This window comes from Pedobacter sp. R-06 (assembly GCF_049913135.1).
Taxonomy (GTDB): Bacteria; Bacteroidota; Bacteroidia; order Sphingobacteriales; family Sphingobacteriaceae; genus Pedobacter.
In genome coordinates, this window is sequence record NZ_CP183977.1 from 3,175,494 (window position 1) to 3,202,468 (window position 26,975).

Below are 26,975 nucleotides of genomic sequence, written 5' to 3' on the forward strand. Positions count from 1 at the left end.
AAACCTATTAACTTTAAAATGAAGCCCTTAGACCAATCGAGAATATTTTGGAAGGACCAAGTGCTGTTACCCCGATCTCGTAATCAGGATCAAGACCTTCTTTGTTTTCTGCCCAGATAATACCTAGATTGGATACATTCGCATAAACTGTCAGATTAGAAATCTTTTTAAATCTCAGCGGCGGGGTATAACTCAAATTGACATACTGAAGTCTGATGTGGTCTCCCCTTGAAACCAACACTTCCGCATTCCGGTAAAAATTATCCCTTGCACTTACGTTGGGATAGATTTGGGATGGAACATTTGTGTTGAGCTCATCACCGGGTTTTGTCCATCTAAGTGCGAAGTCCGAATGTCCAAGACCTGTAGAGAAAAGATTTCCATACTGTATCGAATTACGCTTAAAAAAATAATCAAGCTTATAGCTAATCTGAATACTGATCTCCAGTCCCCTAAAACGGAAACTGTTCCCGAAAGTACCGAAGACCCTCGGTATAGCGGATCCAAAATAACGCAGATCTGACAGTTGGGTACCGGCGCCAACAATTTCACTGTAATTTTTACTGGGCTGACCTTTTAGTACTCCAATGGGATCTCCGTTGATCGGATCCAGTCCGCCCCACTTGTACGCATAAACAGAATATACAGGATTCCCTATAACACCAGAGACAGGTGGACTATTCGCTGTTCCCAAAAAAGAACTGCCCTGCATATTCAAAAGGAAATACTTATCTATCCTGTCTGCATACTTGGTAAAGTTAAAACTGGTTGTCCATCTTAATTCCCTGTCCACGTTCACTGAATTCAGTTGTATCTCAACCCCATTACCGCTCATTTCCGCAACATTTTTTAAAATACTGTTTCCGACACCCCCAGTGTAATCCAGTAGAGCATTTCCAAAGAGGTCCTTTCCTTTTTTGTGAAAAAACTCAACAGAACCGGAAATCCTACTGTTCAATAATGAAAAATCTGCTCCCAGGTTCATCATTGTTATATTTTCCCATTTCAGATCAGGATTTGCATAATTATTAAACCGTGCATAGGGTTCAGATAAGTTGGGGTTAGTACCGACATAGGCAATAGTAGTGATAGCGGTCATGGACGGATCAATATTTCCGGATACCCCATAAGTTGCCCTCAGCTTCAGTAGGGAAATCCACTTAACACCAAAAAACGCTTCCCTATCGATGTTCCAGCCAAGCCCTGCCGACCATAATGGGTTCCATTTATTGTTGGTATTGAGCCCAAAAAGATTTGAGGCATCCCTGCGACCACTCAGTGTAAGGGTATACCTTGATTTATAACTGTACGCTGCATTGGAAAAAACCGAAACAAAACGTGTTATGGTGTTACTTACTCCATTACGGTCAAGGATAAAGGAACTGTTACCAGTTGAAAGAGAAGGGTACTGTGTCGTATAATCAACAGTACCTGAAGTAAGGATATCGTCCCTGAAGCCGTAAAGCCGTGAAGTAATTCCATCAGTTTCCGCATCCCTTGATTCCACCCCTACAAAAGCACTCAGGTCATGGTCACCTTTCTGCAGCCCATATTTAAGTAGGCCCCTAAAATTATTAACCAATAGTACATTGTTCACGTTGTCAAGGATACCGCCTTTTGGCACCTTATACTGTACCGTACCATTGGCAAACTGGGCAAAATCATTCACGGTATTTCGAGCAAAATAGCTCTGCGCATCATAGATGGTCCTACCCATACTTTGCTGCCGTTCAAACTGGTAACTGAAATCCAGGGAAAAACCAAGTGGCAATTTGTACTTTACCCCTGCATTCAACAACAGGTCAGAAAGCTCCGTTCTGCCCTGGGTATGCTTAAATTCATCAAGGGGATAATAAGCCCAATCCCCTAACAGACCGTTTGCTAATGAATTGAGATAGCTGATCCTTCTGCCTTTTGGAATAGGAAGAGCCCTTCCATTTTGATCAGCAAACTCCGCATATGGATAAAGGGCCGGATTAACAGATAAAACGCTTCCATAGCCCGATCTGCCAGTTATCGAAGCGCTGTGAGTAAAATACACGCCGGAAGTCAGTTCGAGATCTTTAAGCGGCTTAAAATCAACCTGCGTCCTTGAATTGAACCTGTTATATTTTGCATCAAGTTCCGAGACGCTTCTATCATAACCAGCCGATGAGATCCATTTATAAGCTGTGCCACCACCGGAAAGACTGAGGGACAACTGGTTACTGTACATGTTCCGATAGACATAATCCCTGAAATCATTCCTGACATCAAGGCTTTTTAACCTTGCAATCTCCTGCTGTGCAATCTCGCCCGATATGGAACCATTGTCCCTTTTAAGCAGTAGCTCTATCAGCGGGGTAAGTGCGGTTTGGGTAGCACTGTTGATCTGCGAATTATAAAAACCTTTTCCATAGAGAAAAATCTCGGTTTCGACGAAATCAGAAGAACTCATCTGTGGAAGACGGCTTAAATCCGGCCTAGGTGAATAACCCGCGTTCATATTTACACTTATAGCAGTTTTTGCACCGTATTTACCACTTTTGGTGGTGATCACCACCACGCCGTTCCCAGCCCTACTGCCCCAGATACTTGCAGCAGCAGCATCCTTCAAAATAGTAACACTTTCAACATCATTCGGATTGATATTGTTCAGATCACCCTCATATGGGAAATTATCCAGGACGATCAATGGTTCCTTCGGTCCTCTTATACTGCTGATCCCCCTGATCATCAACCTGCCAGATGAACTAGTAGATCTATCAGCAATAAGCCCTGATGAAACCGATTCAAGCCTTGACAGTATGCTCCGCCCAACCTGCTGGTTTAAAAGCTTGTTATCAAGGACAGTAAAAGAGCCATTCGAACGCTCTTTTGACAACCGTTGATATCCCGTATTGACCTGAACATCCTCCAGAACATTTGCTTCTGAGCGCAAGAAAACCTTAAGATCAGAGGTTAACGGTGCCGTGACTGACAACTGTTCCACTTCATAACCAACAAAGAAAACACTCAGCTTGAACTCCCTTTTATCTGAAGGAAGAAAAAAAGTTCCATCCTCGCCGGCATAAAAGACGTTACTGTTTCCATCAATCAATATTTTGGCCTTCGCAAGGGCCACCCTTGTTTCGCTATCAAGGATTACCAGTTTAGATCTAACCTGTGCAAAACCGTTCAAGGTGATAAATGCAAATATTGCAACCAATAACTGTCTCATCTTATAAACCCAAATTATCAGCGCCATCAATTTTATCGATTACCAGCATTTCCATCCTACGTGATGAAAGTGTAAGAAGTAACCCGTATTTTTTCAGCACATCATTAAGCTCTTCCACATTATTACATACGGGAATCTCCATGTCAACCTTATAATCTATGCCGGTCTCATCCACAATGGGCAAAGTCATCCATGACTTTGCCAGAGCTTTAACCATAAAATATAATATAGGCTGATTCACCATTTTTCCACCTGGATAAAAAAGGCGGTTCATAGACTTGCCCCCACTCGTCCTCAGTGGCATCGTACCTGCCGTTTCTTTATAGGATAAGACATAACATCCGGCATCTACTTTTTCAGCATGCGCGGTATATCCCGAATTTTCGTTTACATAATCGGTCATCAGGCGCGGCAGCATTTCCCCATACCTTTTTGGAATCCAGAAATCAACAGTCCAAAGGTCATCCGGTTGGAGATACCTGTTATTGAAAACGTCCTTATCCTTAAAATTCAATAGAATACGCTGATCGTAAAACCAATTATACTGTTTCATCGCCAAAAAACTGTATACCCACCTAAGGGTAGAGTTTTTAATCAGATAGCCTTTCTTTATCTCGTTTTCCCGGACTTCGTTCCCCGCGCCCAAACCTGGTATGTTACCCTTCACGAGCATATTTACAGCGAGCATATTCTTTGGATGGGTGTACATAAACAATGGGGCACCCGGAGTGATCGGATATGCAGTAGGTGCAGTAAATACCTTTTGAAAAGCAAGTTTCAGATTGGCCGAAGTCAGTTCACTTCCATCAGTAATATTCTGGACAGTCCCTGTCTCGTCGATCCAGATGGTAAAGGGTATTACCTTATGCGGGAACAGCCCGTTTAGCAAAGAGTCGGACACAACCGAGGTCAAACTTTTTCCCAAAGAATTTTTAGCGGCAGCACTAAAAGCGGTAACGATCCCGTCATTTTCCCTGGTAACCCTAAGAATCTCAAGTTTTCCCTTGAACTCTCCTGCCAGTCTTGACTGTTCAGGAAAAGACTGCACACAGGGGGCGCACCATGTGGCCCAAAAATCGATTATTACAAATTTCCCCTTTAGGAATGATAGATTAGCATCAGTGGTAGTTCCACCTCTAAAATACCTATGGGTCACGGCCCAGAAATCATCGGAGACCTTATCTCCAACCTTTAATGGAGTTATTTTTTGCTGAGCAAAAAGGCAAAGAGAAAAAGCCAGCATAATGCCGGTCAGAATATTTTTTTTCATAATGTTTGGTTAGTCAGCTGATAAATTTTTGATTATTCTAAAAACTTTAGGCAGGTGTTAAACTGCACTAAAGCCTGCCGTATCTGCTTTGCGGGACAGGAATAACCGACAACAGTTTCTTTAAACCGCTCAAAATCTTGAGCATAGCAAAGCCACATCGAAATTATCGCTGAATGTTAGTGGTTGATTAGTTAATAAAAGCAAAAAAAAACCCACTTCCTGAGATCATTATCAAGAACCTGTTTTTGTAATACCAGAGAAGCAGGGAACCAAATTTTACACAGGGTTTTTAGGCTTAAGTGCAAAAAGTCTATTAAAGGGACAGGATAACAACGATAGGCGCAACAGCACCTGAAAATCGAGTATAGAAAAGACGTCAATATAGCACTCCCCTATCTTAAATAGGGAAAGGCTTAAATTCCGCTTAATTATTTGTTTTCTCATACTCGTTGGAATTACGAGTCTCTCGAGAACCATATATAAGGCGTGGTCCCCAACTTAGCGCTCTGGAGGGCTAGCACACCCTGAACACGCATAAGAAGGGAGCCCACGCCTTAGCATGGGCATTCCGGCTCCTTATCTTGTGTTCTTTTAAAAGTGCTAGTTTTCCAGAACAAGACTCGAAGCGAATGCTTCAATATTTTATTTTTTGAAGTAAACGCAAAATTATAAAATCATATCATATAAAATCAATTACATGACCTATTAAATCAAACATTAATCGTTACAAAATGAAATCAAATATAATAAAATGATTTAATAAATCAATAAAATAATCTATTAAATCAATAAATTGATTCAATAAGAAGTTACAAACACCTGATTAGCAAGCAATTAAATTAATTATATTTGAGTATAACATTTAAAGAATGAGTAAAGGCGAAAGAGGGATATATAGAATAGCAGCAGTTTTGAAAGATAAAGGTATCGATAATAAAGTTCTAGCTGAACTTATGGGAGTCAACCCCGAAACTGTTTCGAGGTGGTGCAACAATGAAATTCAACCTAAACCAGAAAACCTATATAGAATTGCGGAGCTTACTAAATCGAACATCCAAGAACTTTTAATACCAACTAACAAGTGGCCAGAAGGAATGTCAAAGGCTGAGGAAGCCCAGAAGAAATATGATATGGAAAAAAGAATTGGAAGAATCAAAAAGTAGGTGTTAAAAATAATGTCACCCGATTTATTATCCGTTAACCACTTACCACAACAAAAAATGATCGAAAGAAATATCAATGAAACCATCCTCAACAAAGAACCTAGTGCCAAAGCCCTCGTTGAGATTCTATTGAACATTGATAAGAAAAAGGATATTGGTCCATCGGCAATATATCACCACTTTCCTCTCTATCCAAATTCTGAAAACGATAAATTAATCACGGCAAATCTTCTCCTGTGTAGCCAGAACTATGGCATAATTATCTTTAAATGCGTTGATTTTTCAGAAAGAGTTGATATCGACCGTGAAAATATTATCAATGAGCTCGATGAAATCGATCGACTGATATTCGCAAAAATACTTAAAGATGCGCCGAAATTGCGTAAGGGACGACGAGACCTGAAGATCAACATCAAATCCATCGTATTTTTGAACAATTATACCCAGACAGAAAAGCGGGATATCGAATTTGAGGACTTTGTTGTGGTAAAATCTGAAATTGAGGTAGAAACGTACCTAAAATATGATAGAAATCCACTTTCAGAAGAAAATTACAATGATTTAAAAGCAACAATTGAGGGGTCCAAAGGAATTCCTAGGCCGGTTGAAAGAAATACAAATCCGGATTCAGAAAATGGGTCTAGTAAGGGAAAAACACTAACATTGATAGACAATGAAATATGCAATTTTGATCTAGAACAGAAGCGAGCTGCTCTCTTTACATTAGACGGTGCCCAGCGCATCCGCGGGCTTGCAGGTTCAGGAAAAACCATTATACTCGCAATGAAAGCGGCCATGATCCACCTGCAAAACGATCAGGCAGAGATCCTTTATACCTACTATACCAAAACACTTTATGATATCGTAAAAAGGCTAATCACCAGATTTTACAGACAATTTGCAGACAAGGACCCTGACTGGCGGAAGATCCACATTATGCATGCATGGGGCGGCAAAGGACTTGAAGGTGTGTATTATAATGCCTGCAATGCCAACTATATAACCCCAATAAACTTTACAGAAGCAAGAAGTAGGACAAAAAAAGACCCATTTGATTATATCTGCGAGGAACTCGATAAACAAAAATTAGAAAACTTTTATGACTACACTCTATTAGATGAAGCCCAAGACTTTCCTTCGAGCTTTTACAGGGTATGTAGACAGCTTACAAAACGGAACAGGGTCGTATGGGCGTATGATGATTTTCAAAATATACTCCACGTAAAGCTACAAAGCGAGAAAGATACTTTCGGTAAGGACGAAGAGGGAAAATGGCATATAGATTTCGAAGAAAAGGAAGATGAACTACAGGACTTGGTACTCCATAAGTGTTACCGAAACCCAAGAAAAATATTGGTGGCTGCGTTTGCACTTGGACTCGGCATTTACAATATGGATGAGAACAACAAGGTGCAGATCATTCAACGCTTGGAAAGCAACGACCATTGGAACAGCCTAGGGTTTGATGTCAGGGAAGGAAATTCTGAGATCGGAGACAGAATGGTAATCGAGAGGCCTAGCAAAAACAGCCCTCTATTAAAGAATGAACTTTTAGATACCACAGATGAGATCATAAAAATATATGATTTTGAGAACTTTAACCAAGAATGTAAAAAGATCAGCGAGCTCATCTTCCATGACATAAAAGATGGCCTAAACCCTGAAGATATCTCGGTGATCTGCCTTGATAACGTAAACGTCAAAAATTATTTCAACGAACTCGAAAATCATCTCGTAGCTCTTGGGATAAAGCCTTTCAACCTGCTCAACGCCCCCAACGATACCACTGTTTTTAAAGTCAAAGATCATGTAACCCTATCGACGATATTCAGGGCCAAGGGTAACGAGGCTGGGAGCGTGTATATCATGGGAACAGATATAGTGTTTTCGGGAACAAATAGAAGTGATCTTACTGAACGCAATAAGCTATTCACGGCCATAACAAGGGCTCAGGGATGGGTGACTATCACTGGTACGGGGAAAGACAATATGGCCCAGTGCATAATGGAGTTTAACACACTACAAAAAAACAACTTTGAGTTAATCTTTACCCAACCAAGTGAAGAGGAAGTAAAAACAATATGGCAAGATATCAGCAAAAAGCAATCTGCATTAAACAGAATGGAACGCGCTGCAGAAGACATTGCCAAAGAAATGGGGATATCAAAGGAAGAGGTCATCAATAATATTATCAAAAGTAACCAGCCAAAGAAAAAGTAATGTCCATTTCAAAGTTCAATACATCCATTGTTGAATCCAAGCGGATATTGTCCGAAATCGGACTTTTTAAATCCTTAGGCGTAAAGGTCATCAACCGGGATGATGTTTCTCCAGAATTCAAGACAGCCTCTCAGAAAAAGAGTTATTTCGACCTTTACAAATGTGCTATCAGGAATTTTGATTACGATATCCTACTCAATGATGATTCAATATTTCAATTTTCCTATGGGTTTGATGCATCAAACAAGACTACACATATTAGGTTTGCGTTTTTCCAGAACCCACAAGAGTATAAGACTTATCCGGAGTTTCTACAGCACTTACGCGATATCAACTATTTAAGTGATGAAACCGATGAAGATCTTGGAGATTCCTTTGAAGAGGAATACCAGCAATTTCTGAGGGAACAATCTCTGAATACTTCATCAACCTCTATCAGGTATGATTTCGACTCACATAATTACAGACCTTCTCTACATTCAATATCTCATCTGCATATCGGGCACCAAAATGATATCAGAATACCTTGTAAATTAATCCTGACCCCTATAAATTTCTGTATTTTCGTTATTAAGCATGTTTATTACTCAACCTGGAAATTTCAAATCGCAAATCCCGGTTCGTCTTTAAAGAGTACAGTCAGTAGCTCAAAATTAGGCTGCTACACTCTAGCTCTAAATCAATGGCTTAACGACGAGAACAGTGAGCTATTCCTTTCATAAAAGTTAGAATTCAATTTTAAAGAAGTAATTTTCTCCTTCCCGCAACAGGGATAACAGCGGATACCGGCCTCGAGGATAAGGCCTGTGGGCGTATGAGCGGATAGCCTGGCCGTTGCACAACAGTAGGTATAATTGTAACTAAAATACCCAAGCATGGGGCTGGGTATTGAATACTAATTATTTAACTGGATATTCCGACCCATACTACACCACCCATTCCGAGGCATAATGCACCAGTCATTCCGAGCCAAAGTACACCAGTTTTTGTTTGAGGTAATAAAATATTCCGAGGCAAAGTGCACCACTTTTGGTTCCTTGCAGGATTATTTCACTCTGCCATTCCGACACATACTACACCATTATAATGAACCATATCACTGATTTGGGCATAGTTTAACCCGCCAATTATATAGGTTTGGTAAGCATCAAGCTTACCCCTGTAGATATGGCGAACAAACTGCTCAGCATGAATAAGATTAGACAGATACTCATTTTCCTGGATCAGGGTGTCTCCCAACGGAAAATAGAAAAAGAAGTCCGGGTCAACAGGCGTACGATCGCGAGTTACCTGGAAAAGTTCAGATCGACAGGTTTGACCTTTAATGGCTTGCTAAAGCTCTCTGATAGGGATATTGATGAGATCCTTGGCCTTGTAAAGGAAGAGGTAATGGAGGATGCTGATCCCAGGCGGGTTCATTTCCTTGAACATTTGGAATATCACAATCAACAACTCGCCTCCAAAGAAGGCGTCACCAGGTTATTGTTGTGGGAAGAGTATATTACCAATTATCCGGAAGGGTTTCAATATTCAAGGTTCTGTGATCTGCTGCAGGAACATAATCGGGCCTCGAAGGCCGTTATGCATTTTGAGCATAAGCCAGCTGAGATGATGCAGGTAGATTTTGCCGGCACGCCATTGCATTACCTGGATACTTCTACAGGAGAACTGGTTAGCTGTCCGGTATTTCTTGCCATTCTTCCCTTTAGCGGTTACGGTTATGTAGAAGCGCTTGTAGATGCAAAGTTGCCGCAGGTTGTATCAGCATTGAACAAAGCACTTATCTATATAGGTGGTGTGCCCAAAGGGGTAAAATCTGATAATATGAGGCAGTGGGTATCCAAAAGCTCAAAGTATGAGCCTGTCTTTACCGAGATGCTGGAGCAGTGGGCCAACCATAACAAAATTGCACTCTTTGCTGCACGCCCTTATAAGCCAAAGGACAAGCCAAGCGTAGAGAACTTTGTGAGGATAGCCTACATGCGCATCTATGCGAAACTCAGGAACCAGACCTTCTACAGCCTTAAGGAATTGAATGCAGCTATCATGATAAAGCTGAATGAACATCACCAGCTTAGCTTCCAGCGCAAAAGTTTCAGCCGCTATGAGCTATTCCATAATAATGAGTCCGCACTTTTGCAGCCACTTCCCGAATCACATTTCGTTATCCAGCACTACACCAGGGCAAAAGTTCAGAAGAATTACCATGTGGTTATTGGTGAGGACTGGCACTATTACAGCGTTCCCTTTAGATATATTGGTAAAGAGGTCAGGATATCATATTGTATGGACAGCGTTGAGATCTTTCATAATTGCACGCGGATTGCCATACACGTCCGGAGTTTTAGAAAACACCATTTCACCACGGTTAGGGAACATATGCCTGAAGCGCACCAATCCTTTTCGGATGAAAAGGGATGGGATCCTGAATATTATCTGAAACAGGCTGAAAGAGCAGGTCAGAACACTTATGACTTTATTCAGAAGCTGATGCAGAGCAATCCCGTGATACATCAATCATATGCTGGCTGCGCCGGACTGATGCGGCTCTTGAAAGCCTATGGAGCGGCAAGAATGGAAGCTGCCTGCAAAAGGGGACTCACCGGGCACAGGTTTAAATACACTGTAATAAAAAACATTCTTGACAACAATATGGACATGGTCGAAGAAACAGAACAGAAAGAATACAGGACGCCACTACACCAGAACGTGCGGGGAGCCGAAGCATACAAAACCAATTAATAAAGATCAATATGAATACACAGAACACAGCAGACCAGATGAAAAGCCTAAGGCTTAGCGGGATGGCCAGGCGCTATGAGGCAACACTACAGTTACCGGTACACGAGATCCAGGATCCACATTCAATGCTCGCCATGCTTGTCCAGGCAGAAATCGAGTACCGTGAGCATGCAAGAACAGAAAAATATCTCAGGTATAGTAAGCTCAGGTATCATGCCCTTCCTGAAGATATACTCTGTACCTCCGAGCGTGGCATTACCCGTGAACAGGTACTAAGACTCTCGGACGGCACTTTTATTGAACGTGGTGAAAATGTGCTCATTACCGGCGCTACCGGGTGCGGCAAAAGTTTCCTTGCCTGTGCACTGGGACGCAGTTCCTGCCTACTTGGATTCCGTACGCTATATTTCAGCATGAATAAGTTTCTGGATGCTCTTGCCCAGGCAAAGCTCGATGGAACTTACCTCCGATGGATTAAGGGGATATCCTCAAACAGGCTACTGATATTAGACGACTTTGGGCTTAAGCCACTTAGCAATGATGCCAGGATAGCAATACTTGATATTCTGGAGGATAGATATGGCAACGGCGCGACAATAATAACCTCACAGCTGCCAGTGGATAACTGGTATAACTTTATAGATGAACCAACACTTGCAGATGCAATTATGGACAGGCTGTCAGCATCTGCTCACAGAATCGCACTTACTGGTAAATCCATGAGAAATAAAAAAAATCATTAAGTTTACAGAATATCGCTTTGTCCAAAAGTGATATGGTTAAAAGTTAGTGCTAAAGCCAGAACCAAACTGGTGCACTATGCCTCGGAATGTGGTGTACTTTGTTCGGAATAATCATTAACAGTAAAGATATTCGGTTACAGCTCTGAAAATGATCCAAGGTATGTTAGATTATTACCTTTTTCTAAGATTACCTTAAAATAACGGCCCTCTCCCATCTCAAACCTAACCTCTTCGCCAATATTGCCCCCATTTTCTAAAATTTCCTCTATTAACTCCAGAGCTATATCCCCAAGTTCTTCAAGTTTCTCATCATATAAGTCTTTTTCATCAGCTATTTTTTGCGCTAGAACCGTAGCTCTCAGTTGCCTTTCTGGACCAAGGGAAAAACCACTCTCCTGGAATTCATTTAATACTACTTTTGCATTTGCAAGGTTTATCTCCTGATTATGTAAATTTTGCTGAGCATAAAAATATGCTCTAGATACCTCTGTACTATCCATTTGTTCCATTTTTGTTTAGCAAATTACACTATACTCCTGATAAGCCCAAATCTGTTCCAAGAAACCTTAAGGCAATTACTTTTGCAGCATCCAAGCCCAACTATTAGCATAACGATATCTGACTAATAAAGATGCCATTTGATTTCCCGCAACAGAGATAACAGATGTAACCCTTCAATCCCAGCCTATCGGTGTTCCTCCGGCTGCTTCCCCTATCTAAATTAAAGGTTTTCGAAGCAACAAAAAACCGATGATGGCAGCCGGTACAATTAGTATGGCCAGCAGCTCATCAAGGGGACAAAAAAGCACCGCATATTCGACAAGGCTACCGGTACCACCGAGGCTCAATAAACCGATTGGGCATGCGGAAGCATTAGGTACATTCTGAATGAAGTGAAGATATTCGGTTGAGGTTGTAGCTCCGGATCCGCAAGTCTCAGATATTGGACTTGTCCATCCAACCAGAAAAGATGGTGGAGTGTGATAAATAAACCCATCCTTTCTGCAGCCTATTAACTGCGCAAAGGAGTCTAAAAAGGAAAATGTAAATAATAAAAAAACCAAAACCACCCTAAACCACATATCATTTACAATTGAACCCCCTGATCCAAAACCAGTGAATTGTAAAGATACCCGATTGCTGCCCTGCTGCCCTGTTCATTACGTTCATTAAAACCCGTCAATGCTGAAATGATAATATTTAGACGTGCTACCCCCATTAACCGGCCTAATATTCTGGTAGGAATCCAGCCATGAACAAAAGTGTGTACATCAACTGTTTATCATTAAACACTTAGTGCTTACATTACCCAGTTGTTCCATCCAAACAACCTCAGTGGCACTATATTGATTATTCTCATCCAAGCCTGTCCGGTAATCCTCTTTCTCCCAATTATTGGATTTTTTTATATTTATTGGTTTTTTATTAATTTGGTTCTCATGGGAACAGAAGAGTCAAGTGAATATGTAAAGGCAAGAGCACTATTACTTGCCGAATACTTCGGTCAACGCGGATGGACGGTAACTGCAGGGAAAAACAACTGCATACTGATTTATGTACCGGCTGATAAAATATTCAACTATACCGCCGATCAGCTGATGACAGTGATAAGCGAATCCGATTTCCATGTAAAAGAGACAGGCTTAAAAACAAGCTTTGTTAGCTACAGGTTTTACTATAAAGGTGAATTCTATAAAAAACTTGATGTGTTCTCACGGGGCGAATATGATCTTTACGACGAGGAATGATCCACATGGACCAGATCTGTTAAAAGCAGATAAGTATCTATTTGGCCATCGAAGATATTTACCAGGATCATAAGTCCGCCACCTAACTATAAAATCAGAGCTGTGAAGAACCGGTATTAAATATTCCGTCTAATAGTCTGAAAATTTTGGTTATTTTAAGCACATAAAGATTATGCTCTTGAAAACACAGAAAAACGTTCTCCAGTTCTGGAGGGACATTGAAATTTTCAATCTCCCTGATATGCCCGATAAACTCAATTATCTGGAAACGGGCTCCCCGCTTCCATGGGCAATCCCCCAGGAACCTCTGGAGGATGCCAAACGCAGATATATCCTATATTTTGGAAAACAGAAAAAACTGCATATTACCGGACTCATTGAAAAGTTCACCGGAGAAAGTGACGAAAAGCCGGACTGGATGGAAAAAGTTACAGGCGACACCTGCATGGCCGTACTTATACTGGAAGAAGAGGGCACGTTGAGCGAGGAGGGCGCATACCTACAGGCTTCATACCTCCATGGATTACAATGCCTCCAGAGCGGAAAAAAAATGGAAACAGTAGTGGAAATGCTGGAAAAAGTACAGGAAGATTTTATCGACCGGTATAACATAAAGCCATTTACCGAGGAAACAGAGGAGCCAATCGAGCTAGGTACCATTGGCTGGAAGGAGTTAGAACGGGAGATCAGCGCACTCAACAATTTAAACATCAATGACCTAGAATGTGACCATACCATCTACTGCCAGAGCATTATCATATCCAAAAAGATCAAAAATGCGGATACCAGTTTCCTCAACAGCTTTTATCTGGATGATCTAAATAAGCTGATCAACCACCCAAAAAAATGGAACAAAGGACTGAACAACTATCTCAGTCCGGAACTTGATATCAAGCAAAGAACCGATCTTTTGAAAGAGGCCGATGCATTCTTCAAAACAATAGATCCTGATAAGATGCCAATGGGAAGATGGCCTTCCAATCCGCAATTTGGCGCATATTCAGCGCAACTGGGTGCTATGAACACCGCTCTCGAAGAGCTAAAAGAAGGTGGGATCATGGGTATTAACGGTCCTCCGGGCACAGGCAAGACAACACTGCTTAGCGATATAGTGGCAGATGTCATTGTACAGCGCGCAAAAAAACTCATCAAAGCAAACAACATTCTGATGTTTATGCCCGGAGAGCGCATCCAACGTGAATCGGATTTTCTTACGCATTTCCCCATCAAAACCCCGTTGTTTGAGGATGCGGGGATCGTTGTGGCCAGTAACAATAATGCAGCTGTTGAGAATATATCCAAAGAACTTCCCCAAAGGGATAAAATAGATTCCTGCTTTACCGAGGCAGGATACTTCATTGACCATACAAAATCCATAATCGAAAAGGAAAGCTGGGGACTGCTGGCAGTAGCCCTTGGCAATTCAGAGAACAGGGGACTTTTCAAGTCAAACTTCTGGTTCAATACCAAGCAAGAGAAAAGATTCAGCCATTATCTGGGTTCGCTATACAATAATCCGGAAGATATCGATCACACGCTAAGCTACCGCGGAAAATTCGAACAGGCCAAAACAGAGCTTAATGGGTTGATCCGGGAATTTGAGGAGTTCCGCAAATCAGCCAGCGCGCTCCATGCTGCGCTTCCAAAACAACTGTCTGACCTGAAGGAAAAAACAAAACTTGAGCAAGATCTCAATGAGCTAAAGGAAAAAGCGATAACCTTAGAAAACCTGATCAGGCATCTAAAGGAAGACCTTGACAGGCTAAAGGCCGAGTTAAAAGAGATAAAAGAACTTATCACTCTTCACCAGCTGGGCAAACCTTCCTTTTTCTTCTTCCAAAAGCTTTTCAGCACAAGATCCTTTAAAAACTGGGATTTGCCTTTACAGAAGTACTTGAAGGATCTAAATAAAATCAGCAGCACCATTTCCGAAACCGGGAAAGAAGAACAGCAATTAAAAACCCTGCTGGACAAAAATGAGACCGGGCAAAAAGGTATCAAAAAAGAACTGGTTTTAACTGAAAGCAGGATTAAAGCATACGCAACAAAAAAAGAAGCACTTGTACAAAACTACGGAATAGCACCCGCCAATCTTCCCGATGAAAACCTGTACAAAGCCTATACCGAAAATAGATCAGCTTTCCACAAAAGCAACCCATGGTCGTCAGAGAAACTCAATACCTTAAGATCCAATATTTTCTTAACAAGCCTCAAAATACATGAATACGCAGTACTGAGCAATGCCAAACAGTTCCGCAACAACATCAATATCCTTCTTGAAATGCTAGACGGTAAAGCCGCCGTTTCTAAAACTATTGCCTCGAGTGTATGGAAAACCTTTTTCTTTATGGTCCCGGTTGTATCTACCTCGCTTGCCTCGGTCAGCCGTCTGTTTAAAAACCTTGAAGAGGACAGCATAGGCTGGCTCCTTTTGGACGAGGCCGGGCAGGCCATGGCGCAATCGGCAGCAGGAATCATAAACAGATCAAAAAGATCCATCATCATCGGAGACCCGCGACAGATCGAGCCGGTAATAACCAGCCCTGCTAAACTCATCGAAATACTCAACCGCCCATATAAAAATGAAGCCATCTGGTCTCCACGCTTATCTTCTGCCCAACAGCTCGTCGACCGCATTAGCCCACAGGGTACAGAAATGAAACAGATCGATGAACAGAACATCTGGACAGGATTTCCCCTGCGCACACATGGCAGATGCGCCGACCCTATGTTCTCCATCGCCAACCACATCGCCTACTCAGATCAAATGGTCAAAGCAACCCCGGACAGTGAAAACAGCACGGCACTCGGCCCATCTGCCTGGTTCCATGTTGCAGGAAAAACCGTAGAAAACAAACAGGTCATCAGGGAAGAAATTGAACTGCTAAAAGAAAAACTCGCTATCATCCAGGATAGTGATAAGATATTTGTCATCTCCCCATTTAAATCCGTAGCCGATAAATGCCGCACAGAGCTCAATAAAATTTTCCCAAAAATAAAATGCGGAACCATACATACCTTTCAGGGCAAGGAAACCGACACTGTATTCCTCATACTCGGTAGTGACCCTAAAAGCGAAGGTGCAAGAAGGTGGGCATCAGCCAACCCCAATATGCTCAATGTAGCATTGACCAGGGCAAAAAAACACTTTTACGTCATCGGGAACAGAACCTTATGGCAGAGCTGCAGCAGTTTTGATTACCTATCGGCCAAACTCCGATAAACCTGACCGAATCTAACCTTTAATCAAACTGTTTGGAGGTTGCATATATCCTTTTCAAATGCTCCCTGATTTCAATATGGGTAGATAAAGGGATATTGGTTCTTTCCTGATGAAAACCACATACAAAAATGAGTAGTCGTTGCCCGGCAACCTATGTACGAACAACAGTCTGTTTGGGAAAAAGCGGCACAAATAGCCAATTTCTAAAATTAAAACTACAGTGCCCTTCATTGGAAATAGCCAGTTCATTTAAACTTAATCTTAGGCATTAATCTTCCCGATTTTGCTAATAAACCAATACTGCGTTTGTCCGTTTGGTGCCACATTGGAATAGATTTCTGCCCATACACGATCGCCCTCTTTGATCCTGGTCTGGGCCACCAGTTCTATACCTTTTTGATCTAGATCAACACATACGCATAGATTCGCACTAGTCTGCTCATAAGAGTACATCTCTGTTAGCGTTATTTCATTCGCGTCCAGTTCTGTAACGGTAAACAAATTGAATTTAACAACCCTTTTCACGCCTGGTGCCTGAACAATAGGGAGCTGTAACATGTGGGAAAACATGTTTTTATGCTTCCAAATGATTTCTTCAAAACCCCTTGTATTCCCTTCTGCAAAAACTTCATCAAACAATTCTATAAAATCCTCAGGATCAATAGCCGTTCCTATAGTAGACTTTAATACTTTTTTTAGATTATTTAAGGATTTTATCGCATCGTCCTGTATAGCGGTGACCGCTTTTTGTTTGAAACTCTGGTTGTAATGTAAGCAGTCGTTGCGGATACTGCGTATTTCATCCAGCAAAAGGTAGGTATACTGGTCAATTATATTTTCATCCCTCTGAAGTTTTAAGCGGTCGTACTGACTGAGGTCATATGCCCGCCCAGCTCTTGGCCCATCTGTATAGACATCCCTGATATGTACATTCCTGTTGTTTTTTAGCGAGAGGTATTTTGAAAAGTCTTCTGATGCAACACCGACCAATGCGATGCATCCTGTAAAAAAGGCGAGTTCGTAAAGGCTTTCCGCCTCCTTTACCAGCTTAATAAAGTCACCTATCTCTTTAAGGTAATGGATTTCTTCTATTTCCCACTTTCTGTCGACAAATAGGTCGAGATTAGATCCGAACCAATCTTTCAGTACATCTTTGTAGGCTTCTTTGTCCCTGGCTTCATATTGTTGTCTCTGGTTAGGATCAACGATCTGGTAATTGTATTTTTGAAAATTTATATACATTATTCAAGCATTGGTGAAATCAAATATAGCTTAAATAAATACGGAAGCCTGGCCTATAATCTCACAGATAGCTTATCTGAAATTCCCACCACTATCAAAAGTGTCCTTATTTAATTCATCTCTTTATTTGGTTTCGTGCCCGGCGCAGGATATGGAGAATTTTCTTCGTTGACCTCTGGGATGTTCAGCGAGCTGAGCTTGCTGAATTTTCTGTTTTTAGAAAAAAGATAAATTTTATCCTTAGTATTTTCTAACCTATTTTTTTTGCATAATTAAAGTTCATACCTGTGTACAGCAGCTTAGAAAGAAAAAAAGGAACCAACATAGTCAAGCATAGTCCTGTCAGGGACAGCAGCGGCATCCTTTGGAACAAAGATACAGCGAATGGCCCGGCCCGCAGGGGACAGCAAAAACAACAAATAAATTTACAACATGCAATACCATTAGAAAATTAGTGAAAACATAGAAACAAATCCACCAGGCTGAGCAAAGGTTAATTATAATTAAGGCGACAATATAGCAAATTACCCTTAGCGTACTTTTAATTTTATTAAGACTGGAATAAATTTCACTATAAGTGCCTAATTTTCAGCTATTTTGTTTTGTAAAGCCATTTTTAACAGACAGTTTGTCTTAGTTCCAATACTTGCATAACTTTTGTGATACCATACAAGCCTGATAAACCGAAGGCACACATATTATGAATAAATATACCACACGCGTTTTACTACATTATTCAAATGAGGAAGAAGATTATGAAAAACTTCATATTGCAATGGAAAAGCAAGGTTTCACAAGGACAATAATTGATACACAAAGTAAAATTGAATATCACTTACCTACTGCTGAATATAATTTCATTGGCGATAATAATCGCCAAGAAGTTATCGATAAAGCTAAGATTGCAGCAGGTTCAACTGGTCTAAAATATGCAATCCTTTTAACGCCTAGTTCTGGTAGAATCTGGATTGGATTAGATGAAGTTAAATAAGCTAATCACTCACTGAACCTGTAAGAACTTCGAAAAAGGTATCTATAACCGACATGCCTTTTTCGAAGCATTCTTTAATCCTATTGTCTTCATACTTATAAGCTTTGTTTATTGACCAATTTCTTTCCTTGATAAGGAAGGTTTTGAATTTTTCTTGGAAAGCTTCCCAAGTTTCTGTTATTTGTTCCATTCCTAAATACCCTATCAATTATCATCTAAAAGTCAATTGATTATCAAATAGTTAGACATAATGAATAACTATTACAATGTGGAAAAGTTCTTGCTAAGATTTTTAGTAGATGTTCTATATTTGATATGTGGCATCATATTGCTACAAAAATAGATATGGCAAAAATGCCTGCAAATAACGGAAAACCAATAACTCCAGATGTAATTAAGCAAGTTGAGCAGCTAGCTGCAAAAAATACTCCTACTAGGATTATTGCTTTAAAAGTTGAGCGAACACCAGCTGCTGTTCAAGCAATTGCTTCAAAGAACGATATTTCTTTAAAGCCAACAAATCAAAGTCCTTACGGTACTAAGAAGAAATAAGTTCAATTGCTTAACACACTTTTATGAAATTTAATTGACTGCCCCTTGTTGTACGAGGGGCTTTATTGTTAAAATAACTCTTTAGAATTTATTTCAAGGGCTTTTGCTATTCGGAGTATTGTAATAAGCTTACAATTTATCTTTGCAGTCTTTATCCTATAGATCTGTGATAGTTCTATCTCAGCCAAATTTGCAAGTGCTTCCATTGAAAGATCTTTCTCCATTCTAATTCTTCGAAGATTCTTTCCGAAAGCTTCTAATTGTGTGTATTTCAGTGATAACAAGTATTTGAATTTCTATTGCGCCCATTGGACTTTTCTTTTCTCGATTTAACATAAACTTCCACCTTTATCCATACATATTCCAAATAATTATTCAATAAATCAATCCTTATAAACTACACATTCTACGTTTTAAATAACATTTAATTTTTACTTTTATAAGATACTATTCCCTTGTATGAAGTCAATTGAAGAAAAAATTCTCTTAGATATATTAAAGCCATGGGAAAAACTTAATGATTCCTTAATTAGCAATTTAGTTCTAAATAAAAATTCTAATGATTTTTTGACAAATGCTTCCAATTTAGCAACTGCTATTAAGCACTTTCCAGAATCAACCTTAAAATTCAAACCTTTTGACCTTTCTAAAGAAAATATTAGTTATCAAATCATATCAGATCTTTCTGATTCAGCAAAGCATGGCGATCTTTCCAATCCAAAAAGGCAATGCGATCTTATTTTAACATCATTAGTTGAAAAAAGCACTGATTTAAAATATAGGTTTTTAAGAAATCAAATTGAGATAGGTCATGCAACCCATGGGAAGCGAGACTTTCTTGAATGTTCTCGAGATGCTATCTTTTTCATTCTAGCAAAATGTAGAATGGCATCTGATTGGAAAGCTGTAATAAAAACATCGAATATAGAATTTTCTTCAAATATTGAATTGTTTGCTGACAGAAGTTTGCAGGTCTCACTTCAAGGTTGGCACTGTAGATTTATACAAAAAAATGAAAGTGGAGTTTACGATGTCGTTGGACATGAAGGGAAGTTTAACATAACGTTAAATCACAACTGGCCTACTTCTAAAGAAAAGGACGACTAATCAGCTAAGGGTAATTTGCTATATTGTCGCCGTATTTTATTTGACTACTTTATCCATACTATGTGACAGGTATTCTAGATGGTGAATAGTGACTACAGGCTTAGATCCTTACAAGCATCTGAACCTGCAGCCGTGAATAAACAATTCTAGCAATGACCCCGTTATGTCCAGTTCCGATAAGTCACTGGCCTTAAGTTTACCAATAAAAGTCCCGCGCCTACCGGTAAATTATTCTATCCTAAAAGCGAATGTTCCGATAGGTAATAATACGCGATAATAGGATACAATCGGTCCATTACCCGTCAGGATGCTAACTTAATAGTGTTTTGGAGCCTTAACCTCTTGAACTGGCTGTTGTTTCTGGGAGCTGTTCCTTCTTATCAGTTCGTAAAAGGTAAAAACGAAATCCCTGACATCCGAGCCCCTGTCCCAACTTCTCTCAAAGTCTATATGTCCTGCCCTAAAATAAGGGTCGTTGATGACCTGCTGATCACACTTCCAGGCCACATAGCCAGGCTCCATAAATTTCGAAATCGGATTACCCGGGGGCGGCAGGGTGGATTCACAGTTGAACCATCTTGAGAAACTTCCGCTGGTTGCCCCCGCAACAACATTTCCTCCACTGGAATATGCAGCTATGGCACCAACACCGCCGGAAAAGGCAATGCGGGAGAATTTCTGGTCACGCTGATCAAAAATACTTTCATTCAAAGGCCCCAGAGCATGGACAATCGAGGTCTCCAGAAAGCCCTGTTTAAACGTTCCTCCGGAAAGCTCTGAATTTATTCCCCCCGCTCCCCCATGCACCAGGGTCTTGGCAGCGAAAGAAACATCTTTATCCAGTCCCATTTCTCCGAACTTAGCAAAACTTGAACCAATGGCATTGAACATCGCCGCACTTGCTGCACCATTTATCGCACCATTCATTGATGCATTCATGACCTCCTTAAAGCTCCCGCCCTGGACTGCTGTCATCCCACCGCTAACACCTGCACCAATCAATGCCCCTTTGCCCACAGCGGCCCAAAATGCAGCTGTTCCGGCTCCACAAGTGAAATAAGTGATGGCGGCAGCAGCCGCAATAATCACTACCTGCTTACCGTATTTATCAAAAAAACGGTCGCCTTCATTGTATACATTCTGGTGGAACTGTCCGATTGCCCTGATCCCATTTCCAGTTTCCCGGCCAATATTATTGATCACCCTACCGACCGCGCGTGATTCTTTGCTAAAGTTCAGTGGTTTGCGTATCGACCAAAAGCCTTCTGGATCCCATCTGTTTATGGGATCGTTCATCACATAACTGTAACGATTGAAACTCTGCGGTGAGCTTGGGTCTTCGATAAATAAATCAGGAGAAAGAAACCGCCCGACCTCAGGATCATAATACCTTCCGCCAGCGTTGATGAGCCCAAAATCATCGAGATGACGGTGTCCGGTATAACCCAGTTCTTCCACCTCCGGTGATCCCGAGATTGGTTGACCATACCTGTTATATTGTCTGAAAGTTTGAACCAGACGTTGCCCAAATGCGCTGTAGCTGTAAACTGTTCCTATCTTACCATTCTGGTTACTCATTGCCGTAATTGAGCCCTGATGGTCAAGATGGAGATAAACAATACTCACTTCACGTTTCCCTGCAGAATCTACTATCTGTTCCACTGCAGTCATCTGTCCCCCGCTTGACAGGTAATGCACCTGGGTAACCTTATTCCCCTCCTCAATCACCTCAAAGTCCGAGGAAGGCCTAATATTCCGGCTGATGAGCTTTCCAGCCTTTGTTAAGGTACTGCTGGTTTCATTTTGATTATAACCGTAGGTCATCTCTAGCCTTTGCCCACCCATTTCTATCATCTCGGGCTTATTGAAATAGCTATACCCTATTTTGATACCTTTTTTACGGTCTTCAACCATATTACCAAAGCCGTCATAACTATATTCCCGTACTTTCTCGCCATTGTTATACACATAACGAAGACGTTGGTTTGACTGTGAGTCATATTGATAGATACCTGTACCCGTTTTTTCTATAATATTACCATTGTTCGAATAACCTACCTCCATTCTTGCACCGTCAGTTGAAACAGCGGAAAGCCTGCTCAATACGTCATAACTGTAGTTTTCAACTTTTCCAGATATGCCGTCTGCCTTACTATTGATCCTATAAAGATCATCATATTCATAACGCAGTTCCTGCAGCGACCTTGCTGAACCGGACGGTTCAAAAGTACGCGACATTGTCAGGAGTTCTGTTTCCTGCCCATAACGGTTTTCCGTTTTTAGACCGTTCCCAAAACTACCCGAAAGCACCAGACCTGAGGCAGTTACCTCTTCGAGCTCCCAGATCTTCTTTACGGTGTCCTGACCAAACTGACTGCTAAGTAAAGTTGGGACATTGTTCTGGTATCCATAGCTTACCAGCAATCCTGATGGGTAACGCTTGGAAGAAACCCTCGATAATGAGTCATAGGCGAAGTTGCTGATAAACAGTTTTCCGTTGACACCCTGATGCTGCGCAACAGGTCTTCCCAGCCTGTCATACCTATAAGCTGTAAAATTCCCTGCGGATTGGGCAATACTATCCACTTTCCCTTTCACCGCACGATCGTAAAACCATTGGACGTTTCCTCCGGGAGTCTGTTTTTTTGTTACCCTTCCGATTGCATCGTATTCGATCCTGACCTCCCGTACACCATTGGTTGTTTCTTTTATCAGTCTATCGAATTCATCATAGCTATAATTAATAACCCCAATATTGGGGTCTTTGACAGAGGTTTTCCTCCCAAGAACATCATAACCGATCTCTATACTCCCGTTTGAGGTCTTTAATAAGATCATGTTACCCCAAAGATCATACTGATAATCCACTGTACTACCACTGAAATCATTCACCTGGGTTACCTGGCCCTTGGTATCATATCTGGTCTTCTTCACCTGTCCTCCAGTATTGGTCTCCAGTTTGGTCAGGCCCTTATAAGCCACACTGGAAATCTTGCCATCGGGGTTCTTAATCGATATCAGGCGTCCAAAAGCATCATACCCATATTCTGTTCTGCCTGGCTCATCGGGATCTGGCCCTTCTTCGTTAAATTCAAGATTCCCATTGGTCCCTATTTTAAAGTCTACAAAAGCGGGCCTGCTGACCTCAAGTGTACGCCTGCGCTCTGAATAATGACGGGTCAGCACCGATTTTCTAATCAGCCCCTTATCATTTCCCTGTAGCCCAATGCTTGGAAAAAGGGATGCGATTTCCCGACCATTCCGGTCAATATAGCGTTTCACCAAATCTGCACCGGGCTGTTTCTCACTAACCGTATAGGCAGTAAATTCTCCATCGTCACCATTTGAATTGAGCTGATAGCTGTAATCCATCACCTTTCCATCAGGATAGACCTCCCTAATCAGGTTTCCAGCCAAATCATATTGGTAGTCCATAATAAATCCGTTAGGATCAGTTTCTGTTACCATCCTTCCATTGTCGACATTTCTAATGTAGGAGGTCTTAAATCCCATTGGGTTGATATAAGACTCGATAAACCGCTTATCATCGGTATACAGGTACCGTTCTGATAACGTTCTTCCAGGATTGTTATAGCTTTTCTTTGCGGTTATATTACCGGCCTGGTCATAGCTTAGGTCAGTAAAATGCCGGTACCGAGCATCCGATCTCTGGCGGATTATGCTTGCTATTGTACCATTGGTATTATAGATATAATGGAAGGTACGCCCCGGGGTCTTTAAATTTTTTGCAGGATGATATACATAGGTGCTGTCACTAAGGGGAACACCAAACAGATAAAGTGCCCCCAGACTTAAGTCTGCATTGAAGTTTCTGAATTTCCTATCAACACAGACGACTGTACCTTCTGAGAGAACTGTTTCACTTTTAATATTATTGGCGTAACCATCATAGCTGTTTCTGATCAAGGTATTGGAGGATTCTGTTCCATCGGTCTCATATTTGACAATACGGGTACTCATGAGCAGGGGTTTATAACTTAGTCCGGAAGAGCTGAAATCCCTTACTGCATGAAGGACAGACATGGCTATATCCTGCTGACTGGAATTGTGGGCACTGTCAGCCTTAAGTACCGAGGTATCCATCTTTTGGGAAAAGCCTGACATCAGTGAGATTGCCTTACTGTCGCCCTGGCTAAATTTATTCCCGAAACTCTTTCCAAGTGCGGCAGAGATCAGGTTCTTTGAAGCCTGGGGGAGGCTGATATCCTGATAGTCGTTCCCTTTGTGATAAAGCAGGAAATCCCATTTATTCTCCTGAATGAAGAAAGCCTTCCCGTCTATACTTTTCTCCTGCCTGCTAAGTTTTCCTGTAAGCGGAAAATCATACCTGTAGTCACTGGAAGTAAGAATTTTAGTAGTGGAGTTATACTGCTTTACCTTTGAAAAGCCCGCAATTCCCCTTCCCCTTCTTTCAGCGATGAGACCTTCATAAGAATATTCCGTAAAATTTTCAAATTTGTCGGATGCAGAGGTAGTGGCAAGAAACTTTACCACGGGAAAGCCCCCACGGTAAAAATAATAGCTTCCTTTTAGAGAGGTTCCAAAATCACAGTTGTAGGTTTTATGATCATTCAGACCTGTGTAGGTAACCCTCACCCGGTTTTTCAATCCATCGGTCACTTCCCTTAATTTATTGTCATGACCGAGACCACTTGTATACTTGACTTCCCGCTTTCCCCTGAAAACAAGATCAGGACTACCGTTCCAGTCCACATCCTCAAAACTCAGGGATTCCCAACTGGTAAAGATATTAATCCCCTGAGGCAATTTCAACTGTGTTTTGGAGAGTACAAAGGATAGATTATTTGGGTCCGGAACAGAGATATCGTAAACCTCACTTTTATTGTCCGGCCAGGCCAGTAAGTATTGCAGGCCTTCAGAAGAAGTATAGTTTCCAAAAGAAGACTTGGCACCAGCAGTATTGGAAAGGGGTTTATTTATCACTGTTGGCAGGAAGCCGCTACCTGTAAACAAAAAGATCCGCATATCTGTGCTATAAGGATTGGCAGAGGGTAAAATCAGATCTGAAAGCCCATCTCCATTAACATCCACAAAGCTCATTAGTGGCCAATCCAGGGCAGTAAGCCCAGCGGGAAAAAGAAATTCTTTGGTATCTACCTGTCCATCCTTAAATTTCAGGATCCCTCCTTTCATCTGGCCATCAGCGATGAGCGAAATCAATACCTGGGTCTTCCCAGAGCCGGTGAAATCGCCTAAAAACTGTCTGGTATTGACCACTGGGTTTCCAAAAGACATACTCCCACTCTGGACAAGTTCATTCTTTGCATTCAGGCCATAGATACTAAAACTGTTTATATAGCTCTTACAAAAAAGTTCCTGACGCCCATCTCCATCCATATCCACCACCGTCCTTTCGAAAACGCCATAGACCGGCAAGCCAGATTTTTGTTTTGTAAAGGAAATCCTGTCAGTGCGGCTATTGTTGATGAGTACATACTCGGGGGTAACAATATCAATAAGCTGATCACCATTAAGGTCCAAGAAATCGACACCATTCGCAAGGGTATAGCCTGATGCAACCGGCAGGTTGATGATTACCGGAACATATTTACCGTCTTCTCTTGTAAAAACATTAAGCGTCAAAGAATCCTTTCCGGCTATTTTCACTTTCGTGAGGCTGATGTATTCATCCTTCTGATCACCATTAAGATCCCGGATGAAGTTATAATTGGTAATCGGTGCAGGAAGATCTACACTATCAACAGCAGTGTAAGCGATCCCCTGCTGCTCATACCATCCGATGGTGGTTTTTGGGATAGAGGAAATCCCGTCCTTGTCGGCAGATTCCCGGATACTGATGAGCTGCTTTGCAGTCGCAAGATCATAACCAAATTGATAATACTTATGCGATCTGCCGTTTGTCTCCATTTGGATTGAAGATAAAATATCATTCTGTTTAAAGGTGGCCCCTGCGAGATAGCCAACATTGGTTTTACGTACCGGGTCGCTGGTATACTTGAAGAGTATTTTATTCTTCGCTTCCAGACCGATCTTTCCATTGCCTGCGTAACTGATGGATTCAATCCTGATGCGATGGTCGGGCCGGGCACTGTATTCAAAAAGGATAAAATTACCAAACCGGTCCACAATACGCGTCAGGTTCCATTCAAGGACTTCGGTTCTTGAGGCATTAATAGAGACCTCATTTCGGGCCCCACTGTTTTCGCCATAATAGTAGATGAGGCCATTAGGCTGCTTGACAACAAAATAACTTGGAGAGGAGCTACTGTTGGCAATGGCACCGACTGCCCTGATGAAAGCAAAACCCTCATTTTCGGTACGGTAAATAGAGTTTGCGGATCCATTGTTCATTTCAATACAGGATAGATACTGACCGTCCAACAAAAAGACATCCTTCTCGGTAAAATCCACCCCGTCTAGAAACCCGTTCTGTGCAAAATTATTCCCGGACCTTACGATTTTGGAAAGCCCACTAATGCTCCATCCATAGCCCATCTCGGAAAGGCCTGCCCTGGAATCGTAGACTATGCTCAGACTGGGAACCAGACCATTAATTCCCGGGGGAACAGTCAATGGAACTACGTGGTTATATCCTCCGGTCTGATTGACGTCATAGGTATCGTCGATTACACCAACCAATTTACGGCCCTGTCCCCAAGCAGACAGGCTATAAATACCAAACATTACTGCAAAACAGATTCGGGGGAAAATTTTCATGGGCGAGATACTTTAATTTCAATACATCTAAATTTATCAAAAAATAGCTAATTAA

The 26,975-nt window shown here is 41.4% G+C and carries 17 protein-coding genes; 10 read left to right on the top strand and 7 right to left on the bottom strand.

The window, feature by feature from the left end; translation table 11 throughout:
- Nucleotides 1-13: 13 nt before the first annotated feature.
- On the bottom strand, nt 14-3,199 hold the full coding sequence (locus tag ACN9MR_RS13070; protein ID WP_426330106.1) for a SusC/RagA family TonB-linked outer membrane protein: 3,186 nt from the start codon (nt 3,197-3,199) through the stop codon (nt 14-16).
- Between the two features lies 1 nt (nt 3,200).
- Nucleotides 3,201-4,469 (bottom strand): TlpA family protein disulfide reductase, encoded by a 1,269-nt coding sequence (locus tag ACN9MR_RS13075; RefSeq protein ID WP_426330107.1) that lies wholly within the window; start codon nt 4,467-4,469, stop codon nt 3,201-3,203.
- 869 nt (nt 4,470-5,338) lie between these two features.
- On the opposite strand from ACN9MR_RS13075, the gene ACN9MR_RS13080 reads away from it, so the two are divergent.
- From ACN9MR_RS13080 to istB, 5 genes are all read left to right on the top strand, one after another.
- Nucleotides 5,339-5,632, top strand: a complete 294-nt coding sequence (locus ACN9MR_RS13080; RefSeq protein ID WP_426330108.1) for a helix-turn-helix domain-containing protein — start codon at nt 5,339-5,341, stop codon at nt 5,630-5,632.
- Between the two features lie 57 nt (nt 5,633-5,689).
- Entirely contained in the window at nt 5,690-7,852 is a 2,163-nt protein-coding gene (locus ACN9MR_RS13085; protein ID WP_426330109.1) for a DEAD/DEAH box helicase, read from the top strand.
- Nucleotides 7,852-8,574 (top strand): DUF2290 domain-containing protein, encoded by a 723-nt coding sequence (locus tag ACN9MR_RS13090; RefSeq protein WP_426330110.1) that lies wholly within the window; start codon nt 7,852-7,854, stop codon nt 8,572-8,574. The genes ACN9MR_RS13085 and ACN9MR_RS13090 overlap by 1 nt, the downstream gene beginning before the upstream one ends.
- 445 nt (nt 8,575-9,019) lie before the next feature.
- On the top strand, nt 9,020-10,594 hold the full coding sequence (gene istA / locus ACN9MR_RS13095; protein ID WP_426330111.1) for an IS21 family transposase: 1,575 nt from the start codon (nt 9,020-9,022) through the stop codon (nt 10,592-10,594).
- 11 nt (nt 10,595-10,605) lie between these two features.
- Nucleotides 10,606-11,337: an IS21-like element helper ATPase IstB gene (istB, locus tag ACN9MR_RS13100; protein WP_426330112.1), complete on the top strand. Its 732-nt coding sequence runs from the start codon at nt 10,606-10,608 to the stop codon at nt 11,335-11,337.
- A 134-nt stretch (nt 11,338-11,471) separates the two neighbouring features.
- Here istB and ACN9MR_RS13105 read toward each other — a convergent pair whose 3' ends face one another.
- Nucleotides 11,472-11,837 carry a hypothetical protein gene (locus ACN9MR_RS13105; RefSeq protein ID WP_426330113.1) on the bottom strand — a complete coding sequence of 122 codons (366 nt, stop codon included), beginning with the start codon at nt 11,835-11,837 and terminating at the stop codon, nt 11,472-11,474.
- A 939-nt stretch (nt 11,838-12,776) separates the two neighbouring features.
- Here ACN9MR_RS13105 and ACN9MR_RS13110 point away from each other — a divergent pair.
- Complete coding sequence (locus ACN9MR_RS13110; protein WP_426330114.1) at nt 12,777-13,085, top strand: hypothetical protein; 309 nt, start codon at nt 12,777-12,779, stop codon at nt 13,083-13,085.
- A gap of 178 nt (nt 13,086-13,263) precedes the next feature.
- Complete coding sequence (locus ACN9MR_RS13115; RefSeq protein ID WP_426330115.1) at nt 13,264-16,308, top strand: DEAD/DEAH box helicase; 3,045 nt, start codon at nt 13,264-13,266, stop codon at nt 16,306-16,308.
- Nucleotides 16,309-16,569: 261 nt separating this feature from the next.
- Here the strand turns inward: ACN9MR_RS13115 and ACN9MR_RS13120 are convergent, their stop codons facing one another.
- Complete coding sequence (locus ACN9MR_RS13120; RefSeq protein WP_426330116.1) at nt 16,570-17,550, bottom strand: hypothetical protein; 981 nt, start codon at nt 17,548-17,550, stop codon at nt 16,570-16,572.
- Between the two features lie 700 nt (nt 17,551-18,250).
- Between ACN9MR_RS13120 and ACN9MR_RS13125 the strand changes: the two genes are divergently transcribed.
- Nucleotides 18,251-18,541 carry a hypothetical protein gene (locus ACN9MR_RS13125; protein WP_426330117.1) on the top strand — a complete coding sequence of 97 codons (291 nt, stop codon included), beginning with the start codon at nt 18,251-18,253 and terminating at the stop codon, nt 18,539-18,541.
- A gap of 1 nt (nt 18,542) precedes the next feature.
- On the opposite strand, the gene ACN9MR_RS13130 is transcribed toward ACN9MR_RS13125, so the two are convergent.
- On the bottom strand, nt 18,543-18,731 hold the full coding sequence (locus tag ACN9MR_RS13130) for a hypothetical protein (RefSeq protein ID WP_426330118.1): 189 nt from the start codon (nt 18,729-18,731) through the stop codon (nt 18,543-18,545).
- A gap of 155 nt (nt 18,732-18,886) precedes the next feature.
- Here ACN9MR_RS13130 and ACN9MR_RS13135 point away from each other — a divergent pair, with 155 nt between their 5' ends.
- Nucleotides 18,887-19,093, top strand: a complete 207-nt coding sequence (locus ACN9MR_RS13135; RefSeq protein WP_426330119.1) for a hypothetical protein — start codon at nt 18,887-18,889, stop codon at nt 19,091-19,093.
- A 68-nt stretch (nt 19,094-19,161) separates the two neighbouring features.
- On the opposite strand, the gene ACN9MR_RS13140 is transcribed toward ACN9MR_RS13135, so the two are convergent.
- Nucleotides 19,162-19,377, bottom strand: a complete 216-nt coding sequence (locus ACN9MR_RS13140; RefSeq protein WP_426330120.1) for a helix-turn-helix domain-containing protein — start codon at nt 19,375-19,377, stop codon at nt 19,162-19,164.
- A gap of 175 nt (nt 19,378-19,552) precedes the next feature.
- On the opposite strand from ACN9MR_RS13140, the gene ACN9MR_RS13145 reads away from it, so the two are divergent.
- Nucleotides 19,553-20,200 (top strand): hypothetical protein, encoded by a 648-nt coding sequence (locus ACN9MR_RS13145; protein WP_426330121.1) that lies wholly within the window; start codon nt 19,553-19,555, stop codon nt 20,198-20,200.
- Nucleotides 20,201-20,515: 315 nt separating this feature from the next.
- On the opposite strand, the gene ACN9MR_RS13150 is transcribed toward ACN9MR_RS13145, so the two are convergent.
- Nucleotides 20,516-26,920 (bottom strand): RHS repeat-associated core domain-containing protein, encoded by a 6,405-nt coding sequence (locus ACN9MR_RS13150; RefSeq protein ID WP_426330122.1) that lies wholly within the window; start codon nt 26,918-26,920, stop codon nt 20,516-20,518.
- Nucleotides 26,921-26,975 lie beyond the last annotated feature (55 nt).

Bases quoted from the DNA above. Each gene is read 5' to 3' on its own strand.
- ACN9MR_RS13110 (WP_426330114.1), top strand. From the start codon at position 12,777: ATGGGAACAGAAGAGTCAAGTGAATATGTAAAGGCAAGAGCACTATTA.
- ACN9MR_RS13120 (WP_426330116.1), bottom strand. From the start codon at position 17,550: ATGTATATAAATTTTCAAAAATACAATTACCAGATCGTTGATCCTAAC.
- ACN9MR_RS13135 (WP_426330119.1), top strand. From the start codon at position 18,887: ATGGCAAAAATGCCTGCAAATAACGGAAAACCAATAACTCCAGATGTA.
- ACN9MR_RS13130 (WP_426330118.1), bottom strand. From the start codon at position 18,731: ATGGAACAAATAACAGAAACTTGGGAAGCTTTCCAAGAAAAATTCAAA.
- ACN9MR_RS13075 (WP_426330107.1), bottom strand. From the start codon at position 4,469: ATGAAAAAAAATATTCTGACCGGCATTATGCTGGCTTTTTCTCTTTGC.
- istA (WP_426330111.1), top strand. From the start codon at position 9,020: ATGGCGAACAAACTGCTCAGCATGAATAAGATTAGACAGATACTCATT.
- ACN9MR_RS13085 (WP_426330109.1), top strand. From the start codon at position 5,690: ATGATCGAAAGAAATATCAATGAAACCATCCTCAACAAAGAACCTAGT.
- ACN9MR_RS13105 (WP_426330113.1), bottom strand. From the start codon at position 11,837: ATGGATAGTACAGAGGTATCTAGAGCATATTTTTATGCTCAGCAAAAT.
- ACN9MR_RS13145 (WP_426330121.1), top strand. From the start codon at position 19,553: ATGAAGTCAATTGAAGAAAAAATTCTCTTAGATATATTAAAGCCATGG.
- ACN9MR_RS13080 (WP_426330108.1), top strand. From the start codon at position 5,339: ATGAGTAAAGGCGAAAGAGGGATATATAGAATAGCAGCAGTTTTGAAA.
- ACN9MR_RS13090 (WP_426330110.1), top strand. From the start codon at position 7,852: ATGTCCATTTCAAAGTTCAATACATCCATTGTTGAATCCAAGCGGATA.
- ACN9MR_RS13150 (WP_426330122.1), bottom strand. From the start codon at position 26,920: ATGAAAATTTTCCCCCGAATCTGTTTTGCAGTAATGTTTGGTATTTAT.
- ACN9MR_RS13070 (WP_426330106.1), bottom strand. From the start codon at position 3,199: ATGAGACAGTTATTGGTTGCAATATTTGCATTTATCACCTTGAACGGT.
- ACN9MR_RS13125 (WP_426330117.1), top strand. From the start codon at position 18,251: ATGAATAAATATACCACACGCGTTTTACTACATTATTCAAATGAGGAA.
- istB (WP_426330112.1), top strand. From the start codon at position 10,606: ATGAATACACAGAACACAGCAGACCAGATGAAAAGCCTAAGGCTTAGC.